The organism is Ruegeria sp. BF6, assembly GCF_056538665.1.
Map to the genome: position 1 here is coordinate 77410 of NZ_JBQFTN010000010.1, position 18413 is coordinate 95822.

Genomic DNA, 18413 nt, shown 5'->3' on the forward strand with positions numbered 1-18413 from the left:
TTAGCAAGGGTTGGGCCGCCTATCGATTGCCTGGTAACACAACCTGACTTGGTACGATGATCGCGCGGACAGGACCTGATGTCACTGGGATACGCGGGAAAACTCCAGAAACATGTAAGGTTGAATGTTCTCAAAAGGCCCAAGGCGAAACGCTTGCGTTAGACCAAGTGCCTTAGCTGCGCGCCCAACCCTGTTGAACACTCCGATGTGTTTTTGAAACACAGGATCGGTGTTGAACCGGTCAATCATCCGGTCCGTTATCTCGTGCCGCACACGTAAATTCAGCTGGGACGCGGCCAGATACCGCTTGATTTCGGACAGTCGGACAAAGTTCAGACTGTTCCACAGACCATGTACCCCATAGGTGTCTTCAACCCAGTCAATTCGCCGCCGGAACAGTCGCCCGGTGGTCACCTTTGAGCCGACAATGGGGATGTTGAAATGCGGCTCGTAGGGGAACCCATAGTTGGGACACAGCACGACGCATCGCCCTTTGGGCTTCAGAAGTCGCGGCAATGTACCCAGAAAGTGCCTCCAGTCCGGAAGATGCTCCAGCACATTGACCAGATAGACCAGATCATACGCGTGTGAGGCGTTATAATCCTCGTAGGTCGAGCGATATATCTTGGCCCCCAACCCCTGGGCATGTTGCAGCACACCTTCCATCGCCTCAAAACCTTCGGCAAAAGGTTCGATTCCTTCCAGGCTGACATTTGGGTGCCTTTGCGCCAATAACGTCAGCAGTATTCCGGCACCGCAACCGACTTCTAGCGCACGCGCGCCCTGCGGCAGAGCTGAAATCTCAGGGTCGAGGTTTTGGAAATGAAACCGGGCGGCGCTAAGCCAGATGTCTTTCAGCGGAAAATCAAACCTTGCGAAATCATCCAGAACCTCGTCGATCAAAAAAGGCCTTTCTCGGCGGTTCAACGAATGCATACTGATCCCGACATGGTAAGTTTCGGAAATTGATAGAACAATGTGTTGGAGTGGGCCAGCTTCTTATACGATCGCCGCCGTGGGGGTCGTCGCCACAGTAAAAGCAATACGTCAGGGCGACAGCGCTTTGCTCTGGACTCCGCTGGTGTATTTTACTGCGATCGAGGTGCTACAGGGGTACTCCTATTCGGTGGAAGGCCAATGTGCCCTGCCCCAGAACCAGGTTGCAACATTGCTGGCTTATTTGCACATAGCGTTTCAGCCATTGTTTACCTGTATCCTGGCGCTTTATTTCATCCCCAGCGACGTACGCCGGATAGTCATGCCGGTTGTTCTGGGCATAGGTGCACTGACCGGGGCGTATCTGCTGATACAAATCTACCCCTTCGAATGGGCCGGCGCGTGCAGACCTGGTCGGCTTTTGTGCAGCGACCATCTGTGCGTGAAGAAGGAAAGCTGGCATATCGGCTGGCATTTACCGCTGAATGACCTGGGTGAACGTCTGCCTGCCACGATACTCGGGCGGCAATATGATTTGAATTTCCCGGTTTACTTCACCGTGATGTTCATACTTCCGGCCCTGTTGGGCGCGTGGAAAGTAGCAGGCTTTCAGCTGTTGATCGGACCGACGCTAGCCTGGGCAACAGCATCCAGCCCAACGGAAATGCCCGCCATTTGGTGTCTGTTCTCACTTGGAATTGTAATGATAATTGTCTTCACGCCGCTACGGGAATTCCTGTTCGTGAAATCGTGGCCGATATGGGATGTGCTGCGCAGGGTGAACGGTAGATATAAAAGAACACTCTAGAAACCGAACAACCCGTTCACCCGCGCATCACCATTTCTTCCCTCATCATGCTTGCGACCTGAATGGGTTCTTCGCCGAACATTCAGACCCCCTTGAGCTTTTGAGAGTCGAAAACACAAACTGACGCGGCGCTATGCCGTGTCTTCCTCAACCAGTTGATAAAGAACCCACTCTTCCGACAGCCCCTTCAGTGGCCTTGACCCCATTTTGGTGAAATCCAGACCAGACCCAAGAACCAGATCACGTACGGTGCTGGAAACCCAGACATGCCCGCCCGGCGTGAGGCTCAGGACACGGGCCGTAATTGCAATCGCGATCCCCGTCACGTCGTTAACTGTTCGCAAGCATTCTCCAGCGTGAATCCCGGTGCGGATCTTGAGGCCGGATTTACTTGCCGCAGCCTGAAACGCCCGGGCACAGGCAATCGCAGCGCTGGGTCGTGGGAATGCCGCCAGCAACCCATCCCCCATCAGTTTGATAAGCGAGCCATCGTGCTGGGCAACAGTCCGGATCGCGGCCGCATCAAGGCAGTCCATGATGTCCCGCCATTTTGCATCACCAAGGCGTGCGATAATTTCGGTCGAGTTCACTACGTCTGTCATCATGATCGTGATCAGAAGACTGTCGTTTTCACTGTCACCAGAGCAAAGCGAGATGTTTTCTTCAAAGGTCTGGTCGATCAGGTTGCCTTGGTCAGACGGGGTCTTGCCGGGCTGGGTCGGAAATCTTTTTACGACCGACTGATCGTCTCGGTTCATATCCACGACACCCAAAGAACCAAGGTTCTTCCAGGGGCTTAACGGCTCGGGCATCTCGGGGTAGTCAACAGGCTCAATAATTGAAAACGAAGTGTTCAGCATTTGTGCACCACAAAATAAAGTATTTGCACCGCAGGCTACTTGCATATTGTCAACAAGCCGCGACGCAAATGTTAATGAAGTGTTAACAGCGGCTGGTTTAGCGCACGCTAGGCTTGTGCCTCACCGGATACATATTCCAAAAAGAGGTTAGAGCACTGCGGGCCGCGACACCCATCCATGTGAAATCGCGTATCGAAACATAGTGTTGAGGACTGAACCTTGAAAAAGCTGAATGTATTGTTGGTAGAAGATGATCCGTCATTGCTCGCTTTGACGTCTGCGCTTCTCAAGCCTCATTTCAGCGTCCTTCAGGCGTCCAATGTCGCGGATGCCCGCGCGATCCTCGCCTCGAAATCCGTGGATATTGCGCTGCTTGATCTGGGGCTGCCGGACGAAGACGGCTTGGTGCTGGCGCGTTCGATGCGGGCGAAATCGGCGCTGCCGCCCATCATTTTTGTCTCCTCCAGAGACAGCGCCAGTGACAAGATCAGCGGGCTGGACATCGGGGGCGACGATTACCTCACCAAGCCTTTTGATCCTGATGAGCTTTTGTCGCGCATCAACGCGGTTCTTCGCCGGACGAACGCCCATGCGTCGGCTCCTCGCCGGGAAACCCGGGTGCGCCTTGGCGAAGTGGAAATTGACCTCGACACCCGACAAGTATGGAACGAACAGCTGGAAACGACCCCGTTCACCCGCGCTGAATTTGATGTGCTGATGGCTATTGTCAATGCAAACGGTCGCGTGTTGTCCCGCGCGGTCCTACTGGACGCTGTTGCTCTGTCGCCGGATCATGATGCCGGTGAGCGCACAATCGACGCATTGGTGGCGAAAATTCGGAAAAAGCTGTCGAGCGGGCGTGATGGACCCAAAATCATCTCAACTGTCCATGGTGTCGGCTATCGGCTGGGGCTGGTGCGAAGTTGATCCCGCGCGCCTACATATATGACGAGCCTATCAACGCGCTTACCCAGAACTTCGTTGATAAGACTGTCGAGGGCAAATACCGCGAGTGGTATTTCGAATCCACGCGCGGTCAATTCAGGACGGCCTTGTTGTTCGGGGCGTCTTTCTATGTCGTTTTCGCCTTTCTGGAGGTCTTTGTCCTACATACGCGCGCATTCTCTGGACAGGATCTGGCGGTCTGGGGCGCCAGGCTTTTCATCATCTCTTTCATCTTTGGGCTTTTCTTTTTCTCCCACAAACTTCCCGCGCGCACATTACCCGTCATAATTTCAACGGGATGGTCTTTGATGTACCTCGTTATCTGGGCTGCCTTTGCGTTTTCGGGCGACCATGAATCGAAAGATTTCCTGTATCGCTTTGCGCTGATCAGCTTGGCCGGCACTGTTTTCCTGCCTTTTGTGTTTTCCCATTCGGCAGCGCTGCAGCTTCTGCTTTTTGTCCCGGTATCCTATTATCTGGTGTTTGATAATTCCGGCGCCAGCAATGGCATCGACACCTGGATCGGTCCTTCCTTTGTTCTTTGCTCAGTGGTTCTGATCGGCCTGTATGCAAAGTTTTTTTCGGAAAGGACGTTACGGGCAAACTTTGTTCAAAGCGTCTATCTTGAAAAAGCGCGCAACGACGCGGAGAAAGCGAATGAAGCAAAATCGCAGTTTCTCGCAACCGCAAGCCACGAGCTGCGCACACCGCTGAACGGCATCGTCGGGAATATCCGGCTGATCAAACTGATGCCGCAAGACCGCGCATCGCTGGATCAGAGACTGGATGAAATCGAACGCTCCAGCCTTGCGATGAGAAACCTCATCGATGACGTTCTGAACATCGCAAGGCTGGAAGAAAAAGCCGAAGACCTCGAATATCAAACTTTCAACCTGTCTGAAATCCTTCAGGATCTGGAGGCCGTACTTCGCCCCCTGGCCCGTTCCAAAAACCTGCAACTGATCATCCCTCAGTTCGACGATGGCGTTTATCTTAGCGGAAATAGTGGTCACCTGAGACACATCTTGCTGAACCTGCTTGGAAATGCGGTGAAATTCACCCAAGAGGGTTCGGTGACCTTGTCGTTTGAGCAATCAAAACAGTCCGTGGCCTTCACCGTCAGCGACACCGGGATCGGTGTGCCCGAGGATCAGGTTGCCAGTATTTTTGAACCGTTCACGCAAGCGTCAAACATTGATTCCCGCAAAATTGGGGGAACCGGGCTGGGGCTTTCGATCGTGCGCGGACTTGTGTCCTCACTGGAAGGGCAGGTCACCGTGAAAAGCAGCCTCGGCGAAGGAACAGTTTTCCGGGTGGAAGTGCCGTTTCAGGCCGCACCAGCCCCGTCGCCTCAATCCGAGGCAGCGGGGATGGCCGTTACGGTGGGTTCACAGCAGAACGTGCTGATTGTCGAGGACGACCCCACCAGTATGGAAATCCTCAAGAGTCTGCTGGAGCGAGACGGACATGAAGTCACTGCAGCGGCAAATGGCCGTGACGCGAAAGAGGTGTTCAGACCAGACAAGGTTGATTGCATCCTGACAGATATCCGTCTTCCAGATACGACAGGCGTTCAATTGGCGCGCGACCTTAAAGGAATTGCAAAGGTCAAGCGGCCCGACAAGACGATCGCGACCATAGCAGTCACTGCAAACGTAATGCCCGAAGATCTTGATGAATATACGGCAGCAGGCTTCGACGCGGTCGTCTCCAAGCCGTTGGATGAACGTGTTCTGTACGGCGCGATCCGGACGTCGATCGAGAAACACCCCTCGGACGCGCCATACGTGTCCTCTCAGTCAGAAGTCACCAAGGCGCGCCTCAGCAAGTTCTTGAGCGGTGAAGAAATGGAGCAAGTCTTTCTGGCGTTCAGTGAGTCATTGGAAGAGTGCCACTCGCAACTCGAGAAAGCGCAGAAACAGGGTGATCGGGATCGGATTGAGTTTCTGGTTCACCGAGTTTACGGCAGTGTGTCGAGCTTTGGTGAAACTGAACTTGCGAACATGGCAAAATCTGTCGAGACGCTTTTGCAAAGCGGAACTGAAAACTATGGCGTCGAGTTGAAGGAACTGATCGATTCATGTGGGGCCGTGCTAAAGAGCCTTAAAAAGCGAACAGCTTGACTGTTGCGCACAGACAGCCAACCTTCTTCCGTTCGGGCATAGAGCCCCGCCCTACATCAGTTTTGCGAAGCATCGCTTGAACGCGTCCAGACCGACGAACAGGGGTCGGGTCAGCGTCACGGTGGTTCTACAGGGCCTTCACCAAAACTGTCGTCAAAGGAGACGCTCCGCAAGCCCGATAAATGGGGAGCACAACGAACCCAACAAGAAAAATCAGGCTTTAGGCCGGAGATTCGGATGCTCCATACTAAAGCGTTAAAAAATATTCGACTCCTTCCCAGGCATACAATCCTGACAATCCTCGCAATAATTACCATGATTTCAGGTCATTTTGAGCTTTCGAATGCACCTTTGGACCCATGAAAGCGACCAAACACAAAGCCATCAGTTGATCTCAGTTCATTCGTCTCTGAAATTTTGAAATATTGAAAAAGGGGCAAGCCCTGTCAGGTTGCGCTTGCAATCAGGCCTTTCTCAGGACGGAAAACCCCAATGGCACAAGACCTCGTTGCGCAACTGGATGACAAGTTGCGCGCAAAGCGTGAATCCTTCGACAAACTTCCCATAATCGACGTAGCTCCGCTGCTGGACGGCAGCGACAAACTGAAAGTGGCAAAGGAAATTCGCTGGGCACTGTCGAACACCGGCTTCATGTATGTAAAGAACCACGGCGTCGCGCAGGATTTCGTCGATCAGGTCTTCGACGTCACCCGCCGTTTCTTCAATCTGCCGATGAAAGACAAGATGAAGCTGCATGTCAGCAACTCTGACGTGGCGCTGCGCGGCTATATCGAACCCTATGGAGAAAACACCGATCCGACCAAGACCAAAGACCTGAAAGAGTGTTTTGATATCGGGCCCGAGTGTGAAGCTTTGGAGGGCCCGTTTTTCGGACCCAATCAATGGACGGACCGGCTGCCCGAATTTCAGGACTTGGTTTACAGCTATCACCAGAAAATGGTCACACTGTCCAAACAGCTACTGGGTGGCGTCGCGCTGAGTTTGTGCCTGCCTGAAACCCACTTCGAAAACCTGATGAAAAGCCCGATCAGTATTCAGCGTCTGCTGCACTACCCACCGCAAAACGGCATGATAGATGAAAAGATCATCGGCATCGGCGCGCATACCGATTATGGCAACTTGACCATTCTGGCGCAGGATGATGTTGGCGGTCTTCAGGTGATGAACCGCGAAGGCAATTGGGTCGAAGGGTCTCCGATCTCCGGGACCTTCGTGATCAATATCGGAGACCTGATCCAGCGTCTGACCAATGATGTCTATCTGGCCAACATGCACCGCGTCATCAACACCTCGGGTCGTGAACGTTATTCGATCCCATTCTTCATTGATGCCGACTATGAAGCGGTGTTCACGCCCCTGGACTCGTGCATCTCTGAGGACAACCCGCGCCGCTATGAAAGCGTCACGTGCGGAGCACATAAGTTCGGACGTTTCGCGGCCAGCTACGCCCATCTGAAAGAAGCTGTTTAAGCAGATGGCCGGAATAGGCGGGGTTCAGAAGCTTAAATAATTACCCGATGTTCCGGCCTTCACCTTATTTCAGTTCCTGCGACATAATCGACCGCGAATCTGGCAAACCACAGAATTCCGATATTTCATTAATCGCCTCAGACCAGATTTCTGCTCAAAATGAAAGCGCTGCACTCATCCGTCAGTTCCTGGAACCGGGGTTTCTCCTTAACGTACAAATAGACCTGCCGTTTGTCGGGAAGGTCCGGCAGGGCGCGAAAAGCGGTGGTTTCGGGAATAAAACGCGCGACAGTCTGGGGGAGCACGGTCACCCACTTCCCGGTTCTGACCATGGTAATAAGCGAATGCGTGTTGTGAATGGTGACATCGGCATCCGTGATCGCATCGACAAATTTCGGCGTCTGGATAAGATCACACAGGGCATTCCGAACAAACGCAGCCGCCATCACATCATCCAGGGTCGGCGGCGTAGCGCTAGTGATAAGCGGATGGTCAGACGCGCAAACTAGCCCGAATTGATCCTCGAACAGGGGAATGGCCTTGATCCCTTTCAACGGATGAAAGCCCGAAGCAATTCCGATGTCTGCCTTGCCGTCCACAAGCGAATCCAGCACCTGTTGCGTATCCGTATCGCGCAATTCGACCCTCAGCCCGGGAAAGCGGTGGGTCATATGTTCAAGCACCGAAGGAAAGACCAACGCGGCGACCGATGGAACCGACACGATGCGCATCAGGCCGTGGGTGGCATCCGCAGCCGCCTCGATCGACTGCACCGTCTGATCAAACTGGCGAACCTGCTTCAAGGACAATTCGAACACCTGCTCTCCCAGTGCGGACAGATGGGTCTTTCGTTCTCCTTCAAACAGCTTTTTGCCCAAATGGCTCTCGAGTTGCTTTAGTGTCATCGACACGGCCGATTGAGTGCGACCCAGACGGTCTGCCGCCTCGGTCAGGTTGCCCGTTTGCGCAACAGTACAAAAGCAGCGCAGCATTTCGATCTTGATGGCCATACTTCAAGTTTCCTGAATTTTCATTCAATTGTTTGAGTTTGACTGATGTGGATTGCGGAGTCCATTCTCGGCCCGACCAATTATGACGTGGGGCCTGTTGTGACTAAACTGAACCTGATCGCCGGCGAGTGGCTGGCCGGCGAAAGCGAGATCGAAAACCGCAATCCTTCTGATCTGAGCGACCTGATCGGTCATTTCGCCCAGGCCAGTGCGGATCAGCTTGAGGCGACGTTGGATCAGGCCCGTGTCGCGCAGGCAGAGTGGGCCGCCTATGGACTCGAGCGCAAACAGACGGTGCTGATGAACATAGGCACCGAACTGATGACCCGCGCCGAGGAGCTTGGCACCCTGCTTAGCCGGGAAGAGGGTAAACCTCTTGCAGAAGGCAAAGGCGAAGTTTACCGCGCCGGGCAGTTCTTCACCTACTATGCTGCCGAGTGTTTGCGCCAAATCGGCGAGAACGCGGATTCAGTGCGCCCGGATATCGAAATCGACGTGCGCCGCGAGGCGGTCGGTGTTGTTGCCGTCATCAGCCCATGGAATTTTCCCACAGCCACAGCATCGTGGAAAATCGCTCCGGCGCTGTGCTACGGCAATGCGGTGGTCTGGAAACCCGCCAACATCACGCCGGCGTCGGCCGTCGCCCTGACCGAGATCATCAGCCGTCAGGACATCCCCAAGGGTCTGTTCAGCCTTGTCATGGGATCGGGTCGGTCGATCGGACAGCGGCTGGTCGAAAGCCCCAAGGTCAATGCCATCTCGTTCACCGGGTCCGTCCCGGTTGGCAAGGGCATTGCTGCGGCTGCCATTCAGAACGTGACCAAGGTGCAGATGGAAATGGGATCGAAAAATGCGCTGGCTGTCATGGACGATGCCGATCTCGACCTTGCTGTCTCTCTGGCGTTGGGGGGTGCGTTCGGGGGGACCGGTCAGAAATGTACCGCGTCATCACGGCTGGTGGTTCATGCCGCCGTGCACGATGCCTTTGTCGAAAAACTGGTGGCCGGTGCGCAGGCGATGAAAGTCGGCCACGCGCTGGCAGAGGGCACCCAGATGGGTCCGGTGGTCAGCGCACAGCAGCTGGCTGAAAACCTGGCTTATGTCGATCTCGGCAAGTCCGAAGGGGCCGAACTGGCCTGCGGCGGCCAGCGATTGGAGATGCCTCAGGATGGCTATTACATGAGCCCAGGTGTGTTCCTGAACACCACCAATGACATGCGCATCAACCGCGAAGAGATGTTCGCACCGCTGACCTCGGTCATCAAGGTCGGCAGCTATGACGAGGCTCTGGCCACCGTCAACGACACCAATTTCGGCCTGACCTCAGGCATCGTCACTCAGAACCTGGCCCGCGCCACGCATTTCCGCCGCAACGCGCGCACCGGTGTCGTGACCGTGAACCTTCCCACCGCAGGTACTGATTATCACGTGCCCTTTGGCGGACGCGGCGACAGCTCATACGGCCCGCGTGAACAGGGTAAGGCCGCAGCCGAGTTCTACACGACGGTCAAAACCGCTTATATCAGCGCTGGAAAGCCGATTTGATGCGGATCGACGGGCTGCAATACACCAATTGGTCCGAGAAGATCTTTCGGCAATTGCGCGAAGGCGGCGTGGACGCAATCCACGTCACCATCGCCTATCATGAGAATTTCCGCGAAACCGTCCTGAACTTTGAAAAATGGAACCGATGGTTCGAGCAATACCCCGATCTGATCATGAAAGGGTTGTGGGCCAGCGACATAGACAAGGCTCGGGAAGCCGGGCGTACGGCCGTGTTCTTTGGCTTCCAGAACCCGTCTCCCATCGAGGACGATATCGGGTTGGTCGAAATCGTGCACACTCTGGGCGCACGGTTCATGCAACTGACCTACAACAACCAGTCCCTGCTGGCCACGGGCTGTTATGAGGCCGAAGATACCGGCATCACCCGCATGGGCCGTCAGGTCATCAGAGAAATGAACCGGGTCGGGCTTGTGGTGGACATGAGCCACTCGGCCGACCGGTCCACTATTGAAGCCGCCGAGCTTTCCGAGCGTCCGATCGCCATCACCCACGCAAACCCGCACGAATGGTCGCCCGCCCTGCGCAACAAGCGTGACGATGTGATCCGGGCGGTGACGGAAAACGGTGGGATGTTGGGATTTTCGGTCTACCCTCATCACCTGAAAGACAAGTCGGACTGCACATTGGACAGCTTTTGCGAGATGATCGCCCGCACAGCGGATAAATACGGCGCAGAGCACCTCGGGATCGGCACGGATTTGTGTCAGGATCAGCCCGACAGCGTGGTCGAATGGATGCGGGTTGGGCGTTGGTCTAAACAGATCGACTATGGCGAAGGCTCGGCAAGTAATCCGGGCTTCCCTGCGATGCCAGCCTGGTTTCGGGACAACCGCGACTTTGGAAATATCGAACAAGGGTTGCGCGCGACCGGCCTGAACGATGACGAAGTGGTCGGGATAATGGGAGGAAACTGGTACAGGTTCTTTGCCGAGAACTTCGTTGCCCGGGGGTAGCCGAATGGAAACACAGGCGCAAATTCACATTGACCGACGTGACCCCGCCACCGTCATGCGGTTGTCGCGACTGGGATCGCTACACCAGTGTCGGCTGAGCTTCATGCGGCAGCTGACCCGCCGCATGGCGCGGGAGAACTGGTCGTTTTCACGCCCCGTTTTCGCCCTTGATGCCAATGGCGTCGGGACGGCAGTCTACACCGCCCAAGGTCCGGAAAGAGCGTATTCGTTGGTTGCCTTCGCCCATGACCTGCCGTCCGAGAAACGCTCGGACCGTGTGATCGCCGACGCCTGGGACGCTACCTTCGCTTTGTTTGATGGCATCCCGACCGAGGCCGATATTGAGCGTCTTTCGAAAAACGTCCCCCTGCAGGAAGCCGGGCGCGTAAATGAAACCGAGCTGTCCTTATCTCGCGCCAACCGCTCGGTCCGGCTTTGGGAGCATGTCGTTGATGCTCTGGCCGCAGGGCGGCAGCCGGATGTGCAGCAAATCTACCAGGTCGGCTATCTGATGCGAACGACGGCCGTTTATGGCTCGGGCAAGTTTGGGGCGGCGGATCGCGAGAACATCGCCAACCGCTCGGAAACCAGCGCACCTTTTCAGGCCGAAATGCTGTCAGTATTTCTGACCCGGGCCTTCGTACGGGATCTGGTACAACACATGGCCAATGCCAAAGGCGGCAACCAAGCCGCAAAACTGGACCCGGACATCTCGCATTGGTTGGGCATCGGCAATTCCACCGGCCTTGGCATGGCACCGTACATTGTCAATCACCCCATCCTGTTCAACAACTGGGTCATGGCACGGGAAGAGGCAATTGCGCGCGTCCGATCCGTGGAATCCGCGACTGCGGACGAGATCGATCACTTTCGTCAAATATTCGAACGCAGCCAGCTTTCGATTACGTGGTGGCGGTCTGACCATCCCATACAAATCGAAAAACTGGCGGCGTTGAAGACCGACCTCCAGGCGATCTCGGATTATCTTGACCAGGACGGTTTGACCAGCGGCCACCCCTGGAACCGGTTGGTGATCTGGTCTCAAACCGCGCTCAGCGCAGAAGGACAGGAGTATCTCGCCTCGCTGATCCTTGAGCCCTACGCAGATCTTGTGGACGGCTTGGCCTCGTGCATGGCTGACGGTAATGCCGAGGCATTTGTGATCAATGGGGCTATGCCGATCAGCGAAGTACGTGACTTGATTCGAGGCGCGTTTGGTTGGGCGCTGGATCTGGATTGGGCATCCCGTGAAAACTGCGCCCGCGCTTGGTACGTGTCCGAAGAAAAGCTGGAGCCTCGCATGGGTGAACGGTTCGAGGAACCCATCGAGGACTACGAACAGCCACTGGCCCCGGCCCGGGACGCAGCGGCGGCCCATGCGGAGTTGATCGAATGGGACGGCGCCGTGCCAGTTGCAGAGTTCCTGCTGCGTCATCCTGAACATCGCCACACCGTCCGGCGAGCCCAGATGACCCGCACCGCGCCCTATGGCGAAATCCGGGACAACACGATCGGCGCATCGGTTGTGCCTCTCGACATGTTGCGGGCAAAGCTGTCGTTCTTCGGGGCTACTCATTTCGATCCGCGTTCGGATCGCTGGGTTCGCATTTGCATGTATGCCGGTGCACCCTACCCCGAAGAACTGACCATCGAAAACGCCGATCTTTGGGTCTATCCAGAGGTGCCAGCATGAGTTTCTCACTGAACGAGATGGAGGCAACGGCCAAACGCGCAACCCGCGGGGCGGGCTATTCCTGGGGACAGGCCGAAGAGGCGTCAAAAGCAGCACGTTGGCTGTGTGCGCAAGGTCTGGATGGCGCCGGGGCTCTTGCCCGGTTGTTGTCGCTCGGGCTGGCTTCGGACCTTGCCGCGCACCGCCCCCAACAGGTTGATGGCCTGTGGCAAGGCGACAGTGACCTGTGTCCGTTGTCGGCGGGGCCTCTCTTGTCCGACAGCGCTTATCTGCTGAAGGCCGCCCCGGTTGAGATGCGGGACGTTGTTGCACCGGAGATACTGCTGCCCTTTGCCGCCAATGCGGCGCGTGTTCTGAAATGCTGGGTAAGCGTCGAAATCGACGGCACACTTGCAGTCACAGACGGAGATCACCTTGCCGTCCACGATGTTTTGCCCACCGCAGCCCGACGGGTCACCGTTTCACCAGGTGTTGCACCTGAGCTTCTGCGCAAACGGCAAACGCGCGCGCAACCCGCGCTGGATGATTGGGATGCTCTGAACCGAATTGCCCACCGCACATACGCCCCCGCAACCGAAGAATCCCGCCTGCTGGGCGCAGGGGCCGGGCTTTCTGACAACGACTGAAGAGAAATCCAAGTGACCGACACCCGAACCCTAACCCTCGCCGAAATAGAAGATCTTTCCTTCCGCGCGCTGGTCGCGGCTGGCACATCCGAGGCCAATGCCCGCCCGCTGGCGCAAGCAACCGCCGCGACCGAGGCGGACGGCGTCGCAAGTCACGGTCTGGCATATATCCCGATCTATTGTGAGCATGTGCAGTGCGGCAAGGTCGATGGGCTGGCAAAGCCTGTACTGTCGCACCCCCGACCGGGCGTTTTGACCGTTGATGCGGCAACCGGCTTTGCCCATTCCGCCATTGATCTGGGGTTTGACGCTCTGATCGACGCCGCGCGGGAACAAGGCGTTGCGGTTCTGGCCATCAAGAACAGCTACAACTGCGGTGTTCTGGGCTATCACACCTACAGGCTTGCACAGGCCGGACTGGTCGCGCTGGGGTTTACCAACGCGCCGGCCTCGATTGCCCCGTCTGGTGGCTCGAAACCTGTCGTGGGCACCAATCCGTTTTCTGTTGCTGTCCCGGGGACCGACGGGCAACCAGCGTTGCTGATCGACCAGAGCGCCAGCACGATTGCCAAAAGCGAGGTCATGAAACATGCGCGCGAAGGCAAGCCGATCCCGGTTGGCTGGGCACTGGACGCCGAAGGCAACCCGACCACCGATCCCGAGGTTGGCCTCAAGGGATCAATGGCACCATCGGGCGGATACAAAGGCGTTGGCGTCGCGCTGATGGTCGAGGTATTGGCTGCGGCTTTGACCGGAGCCACCTTGGGTATCAATGCCTCGCCGTTTTCAGGAACTGCAGGTGGCCCGCCGAAAACCGGCCAGTTCTTCATAGCGATAGATCCGGGCGCAACAGCAGGAGGATCGTTCGAGACAGGTGTCGCCGGTCTGGTCGAGTCCATCCGGTCTCAGGACGGGGCGCATCTGCCCGGTGACGGTCGCGGGGCTAAACGTCTGGCAGCCCAAAAAGAGGGTGTCGCAGTGAACACGGCAACTCTGTCCAGGATTGAGGCACTTTTGCGCTAGGTGATCGGCACAGTGGCGTTTTCATCTGCCACTTTTCGAGCGCACATGGACCGCGAGAACTTAAGGAACCATGGACCTACCACCAATTGTTCATCCCTTGGCGGCTGAAGCCCACTTGTCCGATTGATGCAGGATCAGAGACCCAAGCCCAGAAAATGCGATCAGCGCGAGGCCAAACAACGAATAGGCATCCGGCCAATCTCCGAAAACGAGAATTCCAAGCACCGTTGCAGAGACCAATTGGCTGTAGACCAATGGCGCGATGAGACTGGCCTCGGCGGATTTGTTTGCGATCACCAACAGGTAATTGCCCGCGGCAGAACCAATTGCGCTTAACAGGACCAACGCAGCGACCGAGAGGTCGGGCGTGTGAAACGTCGCTGTCAGGCCGAGCGGCGTCAATAGCACCGAACCGATCAGAAGTTGGGACATCAGCAGGAACCGGGGCCGGTAGGCACCTGCAAGTGTTCGCGTCATCACCAGATAGGCCCCATAAAATCCACCAGCCGCAAGCGCGAAGATCATACCGGAAGATACGCCAAAGCCCGGCTTCACAACCAGCATTACCCCTGCGAATCCAATTGCCAGCAGAATAGTGCGGCGGCGCGATTGCTTTTCCCCCAGAAACAGGATGGCGAGAACATAGGAAACCACCGGCCCGATGAAAAATGCACCAAAGACATTAGCAATCGGTTCGGTTCGTAACGCCGTCAGGATGCAGCATATTCCGCCGGTGATAAAACACGCCCGCAACAGAACACGCCAGTCTCGGAAACTTGGGAAGTCCTTTGCCGAGAGCCCACTGAATGGCGACAACAGAATTGCGCCCAGGGCAAAGCGCGACCAAGCAACGATGACCGGATCGACACCGCTGCTGGTCAGAAGCTTTCCCGCGGTGTCACCGATCACGACAAAGGTCACCGCGGTGAAGACAAGCAAGGCAAGTTTAACAAGAATTGGCGATGTCATAGTTGATGCGCCTCTGAATACCACGAGAGTTGCTTTGCCACGCCTCGCGCAAAGGCAATGTCCGCCCGCTCGACTACCACCTTCTGATCGATACCTCGGCTAAACCCGGCCGAGATACGCGTGTCGAATGTACGTCGTGCTTCGGCCACCTGTTTCTGGTTCGTCATTTTGCCTCCCTTCTTCTTGCTCATCGCAGTCGACGATCTTGGTGTCCAGGTCGTGAAGACAATCCTTCAAAGTCGAGATTCGGTCTTGCACCGTATCTCGATGGGTTTCCAGCATTGCCTGACGCGGCGGACCGGTGTGATCCCCCTCGACGCGTACAACAGCGAGCTGACGCTTGAAGAGTTCACGAGTTTTCATTGCAGAGAGTTTTCCGCCAAGACGCTTTTTTACCAGTTAGAGCACGCTCAAAGTCCAATCGACGAAAGGAGTTTTCTAGTGCCAAAAACTCGATCCGGTCATGACCTTGCAACAGACCTCGGATAGAGTGTTGAAAAAACGGAGCTTTACCTTGTCTTTCAGCATTGACGTGGCACCATTCGCAGCCAGCAGAAACTCGGACCCTCCACGGCGGCTTGGCCAGCGATACAACACCGAAGAATTCCTTCCCGAGGCCGGCAATACCGTTGTCTGTCATCTTGATTTCGATGACCCGGCTCACAAGGCAGTACTGGACGCCCGCAAAAGAGTGATGGCGTTGCCAGAAGCCGAGTGCTTTCTTTTCACGCCTGTCGAAAGCTTGCACATGACCGTATTCGAAGGGGTTGTAGAAACCCGCCGCACACCCGACACATGGCCCCGTGATCTAGACCGGGATGCATCTGTAAGCAGCATTACCGACGCCATGGCCGATCGCCTCGCCGGTTTTACAGCACCCCCGGATTTTGATGTGCGTGTGGCAGGCTTAAGCCCCACGGGCCTTGCACTCAAAGGTGCCACAGATGAAGACGAGGCGAAGATGCGGGCCTGGCGCGAGGCACTGACCGAACCATTCGCGTATCGTCACGAGAACCACGACGCTTACCGACACCACATGACCTTTGCCTACCCAATCAAGTGGCTGCCGGATTCTGTGCTGCCCATCTGGGAAACTGAACTTAGTGCAATCCTTGCAGATCTTGCAGATGCCGCGCCTGTCATTCCACTCACGGCCCCTGCCTTTTGTCAGTTTGCTGACATGACGCGGTTCGAAGAAATCCAAGTGTTGAATACCTGAGCAGCCAATTCAACGGCACGCGCATAAAAAGCGGTCGGTTTGGGCCGCCAACGTATGCACCTGATTCCTGCGTCTTGCGTCATTCAGCTGTCCACACAGCCAGATGCGCGGGCGCAGGAAATTCCACCGATCCGACCTGGCCAGCAAATTGTCCGAGCCGTTTTTCCGCTTCCGCGACCAATGCCTCGTATCCGGCATCGTCGATGAACTCAGCCAATGTCCACCCGCGGACATCCATCCGAACCCATTCGCGGATTGATGCAAATCGCGCGGCGCCGGTTATGGTGGTCACGGTAGCGTCCTGCAATCCCCCTTCGCCAAGAACATTGGCAAAAGACTGCTTGCGACCAAGGACAAAAGGTGCTCGCAGCGCATTTGCGGCGGTGGCACCGAACATCTCGTCTATCAGCTCGATCATGCGGGCATATCCGAGTGAGTTTTCGGCTTTATCCCAGACGGATACCGCAATCCTTCCACCGGGCCGCAACACGCGCCGCATTTCCTCAAGGGCTCGGCGTCTGTCGTCAAAGAACATCAGCCCGAACTGGCAGAGAACGACATCAAATGAACGGCTCGAAAACGGCAGAGCCTCGGCACGGCCCTCGATCCAGTCGACTTCTGGGGCACGCCTGCGCGCCACGTCAAGCATATCCGGATTTCGGTCCAGACCAACGACGCGGCCTGCCGGACCAACCCGAGCGACGGCGTCACGTGTTGTGGCACCGGTACCGCAGGCAACATCCAGAACGGCATTTTCCGGTGTGATTATGGCACGTTCACATAAGCGCCCTGCCCATTCGCCAAACAGTGCCGGAACAAAGAACTCATCGTAAATCTCAGCTGCGGTTTTTGATACCTGACCCGCAGATGCAGCATCTTTTATCATGATCCACCCGCATCTTTTTTGCATTCTGGCCAATAGTGACACGCTGTGGTTCCAAGGATATAGTCCAAAATCTGTAGTAACGGGACAGGTGGCGCGGGATGAAATCCTATGGCCAATTCTGCCCGGTCGCCAAGGCGGCTGAGCTCTTTTGCGAGCGCTGGAATGCTCTGATCATCCGTGATCTTGCGGCTGGCCCCCGCAGGTATTCCGAATTGAAGCGCGGCGTGCCGTTGATGTCGCCGTCCCTTTTGTCTTCACGGTTGAAATGGCTCATCGAAGAGGGGGTCGTTGCGCGCCAGGAAAATGGCGAAAAGCGCCCGGGCTATGCGCTGACCGACGCTGGACGTGAGTTTATTCCCCTGGTCGAGGCTCTTGGTATCTGGGGGCAACGATGGACAAGGCGCCAACTCAAAGAACATGAGATCGACCTGGGATTGCTTGTTTGGAGCCTTGAAAGCACAACCGACGCCAACGCATTCGGCACGAAACGCTGCCTCATTCGGCTGGAACTGACCGATCAAACGAAAGCTAAACGGTATTGGTGGTTTCTGAACAGGAATGGGCGGTGTGAGCTTTGCGTCGAGGACCCTGGTGGCGGCGTCAACTTATACTTGGCCTGTACACTTCCGGACGCCATCTACATCGTTAGGGGAGATATCACCCCATCCAAGGCAACAGAAACCCAGAGGCTGGAAATTCTTGGTGATGGTTGGGCAAAGCAGGCTTTCATAAAATGGCTTAATCTCAGCCCGCTGACGACCATCAAGTCATGCCGTCAGACTGATTGTTGAGGCTCCAAGCTGTCGTTGTCGGAAATGCAGCAACCTCTCCTACGGTTCACGGCACACTGGGCTACAGACAGAAAAACACGCCGACTAGAATGACGCTCGGCGGGTAAGTAGAGTCGTCAGTCCATTTGCAAATACACATGTGCGCTACAAGCACCAAAACCCAACGCCAGCGGAACACCAAGAGAGGCTGCCAAATGGCTTGTCGCCTCCGCAAATTCAGCTGGAAAGGTTGGGGGCGCGTCAGAAGCTTGGTGGCCATGCTACCCGGAACAAGAGGGTGAATCTTGATCGTACAACCCGCGTCCCCACCAGTGTCATGGAAAACAAGTAGCGCTGGCTTGCTGTAACCGGGAGTACAGTTTTCGCACAGGTGTCAGGCGTATTCCAGAAGAAGCTGCCAAGCCCATACACAACAGGTTTGCCGTCAACCCATTCCAACAGTTGGGCTGAATGGGTCCCGTGGCCCGCAATCACCCTGGCCCCGGCTTAGATGAGTTCATGGGCAAGTTCATGC

Annotated in this window: 18 protein-coding genes; 11 read left to right on the top strand and 7 right to left on the bottom strand. The window is 56.0% G+C overall.

Translation table 11 applies throughout. The annotated features are described in order from the left end of the window. Positions 1–81 precede the first annotated feature (81 nt). Positions 82–903, bottom strand: coding sequence for a class I SAM-dependent methyltransferase (locus ACR0IM_RS17900; RefSeq protein WP_480642628.1), 822 nt, complete (start codon positions 901–903; stop codon positions 82–84). A gap of 112 nt (positions 904–1015) precedes the next feature. Between ACR0IM_RS17900 and ACR0IM_RS17905 the strand changes: the two genes are divergently transcribed. Continuing rightward, positions 1016–1744 carry a DUF5765 domain-containing protein gene (locus ACR0IM_RS17905; RefSeq protein WP_480642626.1) on the top strand — a complete coding sequence of 243 codons (729 nt, stop codon included), beginning with the start codon at positions 1016–1018 and terminating at the stop codon, positions 1742–1744. A 131-nt stretch (positions 1745–1875) separates the two neighbouring features. Here the strand turns inward: ACR0IM_RS17905 and ACR0IM_RS17910 are convergent, their stop codons facing one another. Then, complete coding sequence (locus ACR0IM_RS17910) at positions 1876–2604, bottom strand: adenylate/guanylate cyclase domain-containing protein (protein ID WP_480642625.1); 729 nt, start codon at positions 2602–2604, stop codon at positions 1876–1878. A 219-nt stretch (positions 2605–2823) separates the two neighbouring features. On the opposite strand from ACR0IM_RS17910, the gene ACR0IM_RS17915 reads away from it, so the two are divergent. From ACR0IM_RS17915 to ACR0IM_RS17925, 3 genes are all read left to right on the top strand, one after another. Further along, positions 2824–3531, top strand: coding sequence for a response regulator transcription factor (locus tag ACR0IM_RS17915; protein WP_480594968.1), 708 nt, complete (start codon positions 2824–2826; stop codon positions 3529–3531). A gap of 326 nt (positions 3532–3857) precedes the next feature. Beyond that, a complete protein-coding gene (locus ACR0IM_RS17920; RefSeq protein WP_480682736.1) occupies positions 3858–5672 on the top strand; it encodes an ATP-binding protein in 1815 nt (604 codons plus the stop codon). Between the two features lie 492 nt (positions 5673–6164). Next, positions 6165–7163 carry an isopenicillin N synthase family dioxygenase gene (locus ACR0IM_RS17925; RefSeq protein WP_480642620.1) on the top strand — a complete coding sequence of 333 codons (999 nt, stop codon included), beginning with the start codon at positions 6165–6167 and terminating at the stop codon, positions 7161–7163. Positions 7164–7300: 137 nt separating this feature from the next. Here the strand turns inward: ACR0IM_RS17925 and ACR0IM_RS17930 are convergent, their stop codons facing one another. Then, positions 7301–8173 (bottom strand): LysR family transcriptional regulator, encoded by an 873-nt coding sequence (locus ACR0IM_RS17930; protein ID WP_480642619.1) that lies wholly within the window; start codon positions 8171–8173, stop codon positions 7301–7303. Positions 8174–8218: 45 nt separating this feature from the next. On the opposite strand from ACR0IM_RS17930, the gene ACR0IM_RS17935 reads away from it, so the two are divergent. Genes ACR0IM_RS17935 through ACR0IM_RS17955 form a run of 5 tightly spaced genes read left to right on the top strand, consistent with a single transcriptional unit; the run spans position 8219 to position 14034 of the window. Beyond that, complete coding sequence (locus ACR0IM_RS17935) at positions 8219–9718, top strand: aldehyde dehydrogenase family protein (protein ID WP_480682737.1); 1500 nt, start codon at positions 8219–8221, stop codon at positions 9716–9718. Next, positions 9718–10692, top strand: coding sequence for a membrane dipeptidase (locus ACR0IM_RS17940; protein WP_480642690.1), 975 nt, complete (start codon positions 9718–9720; stop codon positions 10690–10692). Before ACR0IM_RS17935 ends, ACR0IM_RS17940 begins: the two co-directional genes overlap by 1 nt. Positions 10693–10696: 4 nt before the next feature. Then, positions 10697–12385, top strand: coding sequence for a hypothetical protein (locus tag ACR0IM_RS17945; protein ID WP_480682738.1), 1689 nt, complete (start codon positions 10697–10699; stop codon positions 12383–12385). Continuing rightward, positions 12382–13011, top strand: a complete 630-nt coding sequence (locus ACR0IM_RS17950) for a DUF3726 domain-containing protein (protein ID WP_480682739.1) — start codon at positions 12382–12384, stop codon at positions 13009–13011. Before ACR0IM_RS17945 ends, ACR0IM_RS17950 begins: the two co-directional genes overlap by 4 nt. A 12-nt stretch (positions 13012–13023) precedes the next feature. Then, the gene (locus tag ACR0IM_RS17955) at positions 13024–14034 is read left to right on the top strand and encodes an Ldh family oxidoreductase (protein WP_480682740.1); all 1011 of its coding nucleotides are present in this window, start codon (positions 13024–13026) and stop codon (positions 14032–14034) included. Between the two features lie 90 nt (positions 14035–14124). On the opposite strand, the gene ACR0IM_RS17960 is transcribed toward ACR0IM_RS17955, so the two are convergent. Both ACR0IM_RS17960 and ACR0IM_RS17965 read right to left on the bottom strand, forming a co-directional pair. Continuing rightward, positions 14125–15003, bottom strand: a complete 879-nt coding sequence (locus ACR0IM_RS17960; RefSeq protein ID WP_480682741.1) for a DMT family transporter — start codon at positions 15001–15003, stop codon at positions 14125–14127. Continuing rightward, positions 15000–15170: a hypothetical protein gene (locus ACR0IM_RS17965; protein WP_480595000.1), complete on the bottom strand. Its 171-nt coding sequence runs from the start codon at positions 15168–15170 to the stop codon at positions 15000–15002. The genes ACR0IM_RS17960 and ACR0IM_RS17965 overlap by 4 nt, the downstream gene beginning before the upstream one ends. Before the next feature lie 347 nt (positions 15171–15517). Between ACR0IM_RS17965 and ACR0IM_RS17970 the strand changes: the two genes are divergently transcribed. Further along, positions 15518–16222, top strand: a complete 705-nt coding sequence (locus ACR0IM_RS17970) for a DUF1868 domain-containing protein (protein WP_480682742.1) — start codon at positions 15518–15520, stop codon at positions 16220–16222. A gap of 79 nt (positions 16223–16301) precedes the next feature. Here the strand turns inward: ACR0IM_RS17970 and ACR0IM_RS17975 are convergent, their stop codons facing one another. Next, entirely contained in the window at positions 16302–17108 is an 807-nt protein-coding gene (locus tag ACR0IM_RS17975) for a class I SAM-dependent methyltransferase (RefSeq protein ID WP_480682743.1), read from the bottom strand. 98 nt (positions 17109–17206) lie between these two features. Here ACR0IM_RS17975 and ACR0IM_RS17980 point away from each other — a divergent pair, with 98 nt between their 5' ends. Next, positions 17207–17899, top strand: coding sequence for a winged helix-turn-helix transcriptional regulator (locus ACR0IM_RS17980; protein WP_480682744.1), 693 nt, complete (start codon positions 17207–17209; stop codon positions 17897–17899). Between the two features lie 240 nt (positions 17900–18139). Here the strand turns inward: ACR0IM_RS17980 and ACR0IM_RS17985 are convergent, their stop codons facing one another. After that, a complete protein-coding gene (locus tag ACR0IM_RS17985; protein WP_480682745.1) occupies positions 18140–18373 on the bottom strand; it encodes a hypothetical protein in 234 nt (77 codons plus the stop codon). Positions 18374–18413 lie beyond the last annotated feature (40 nt).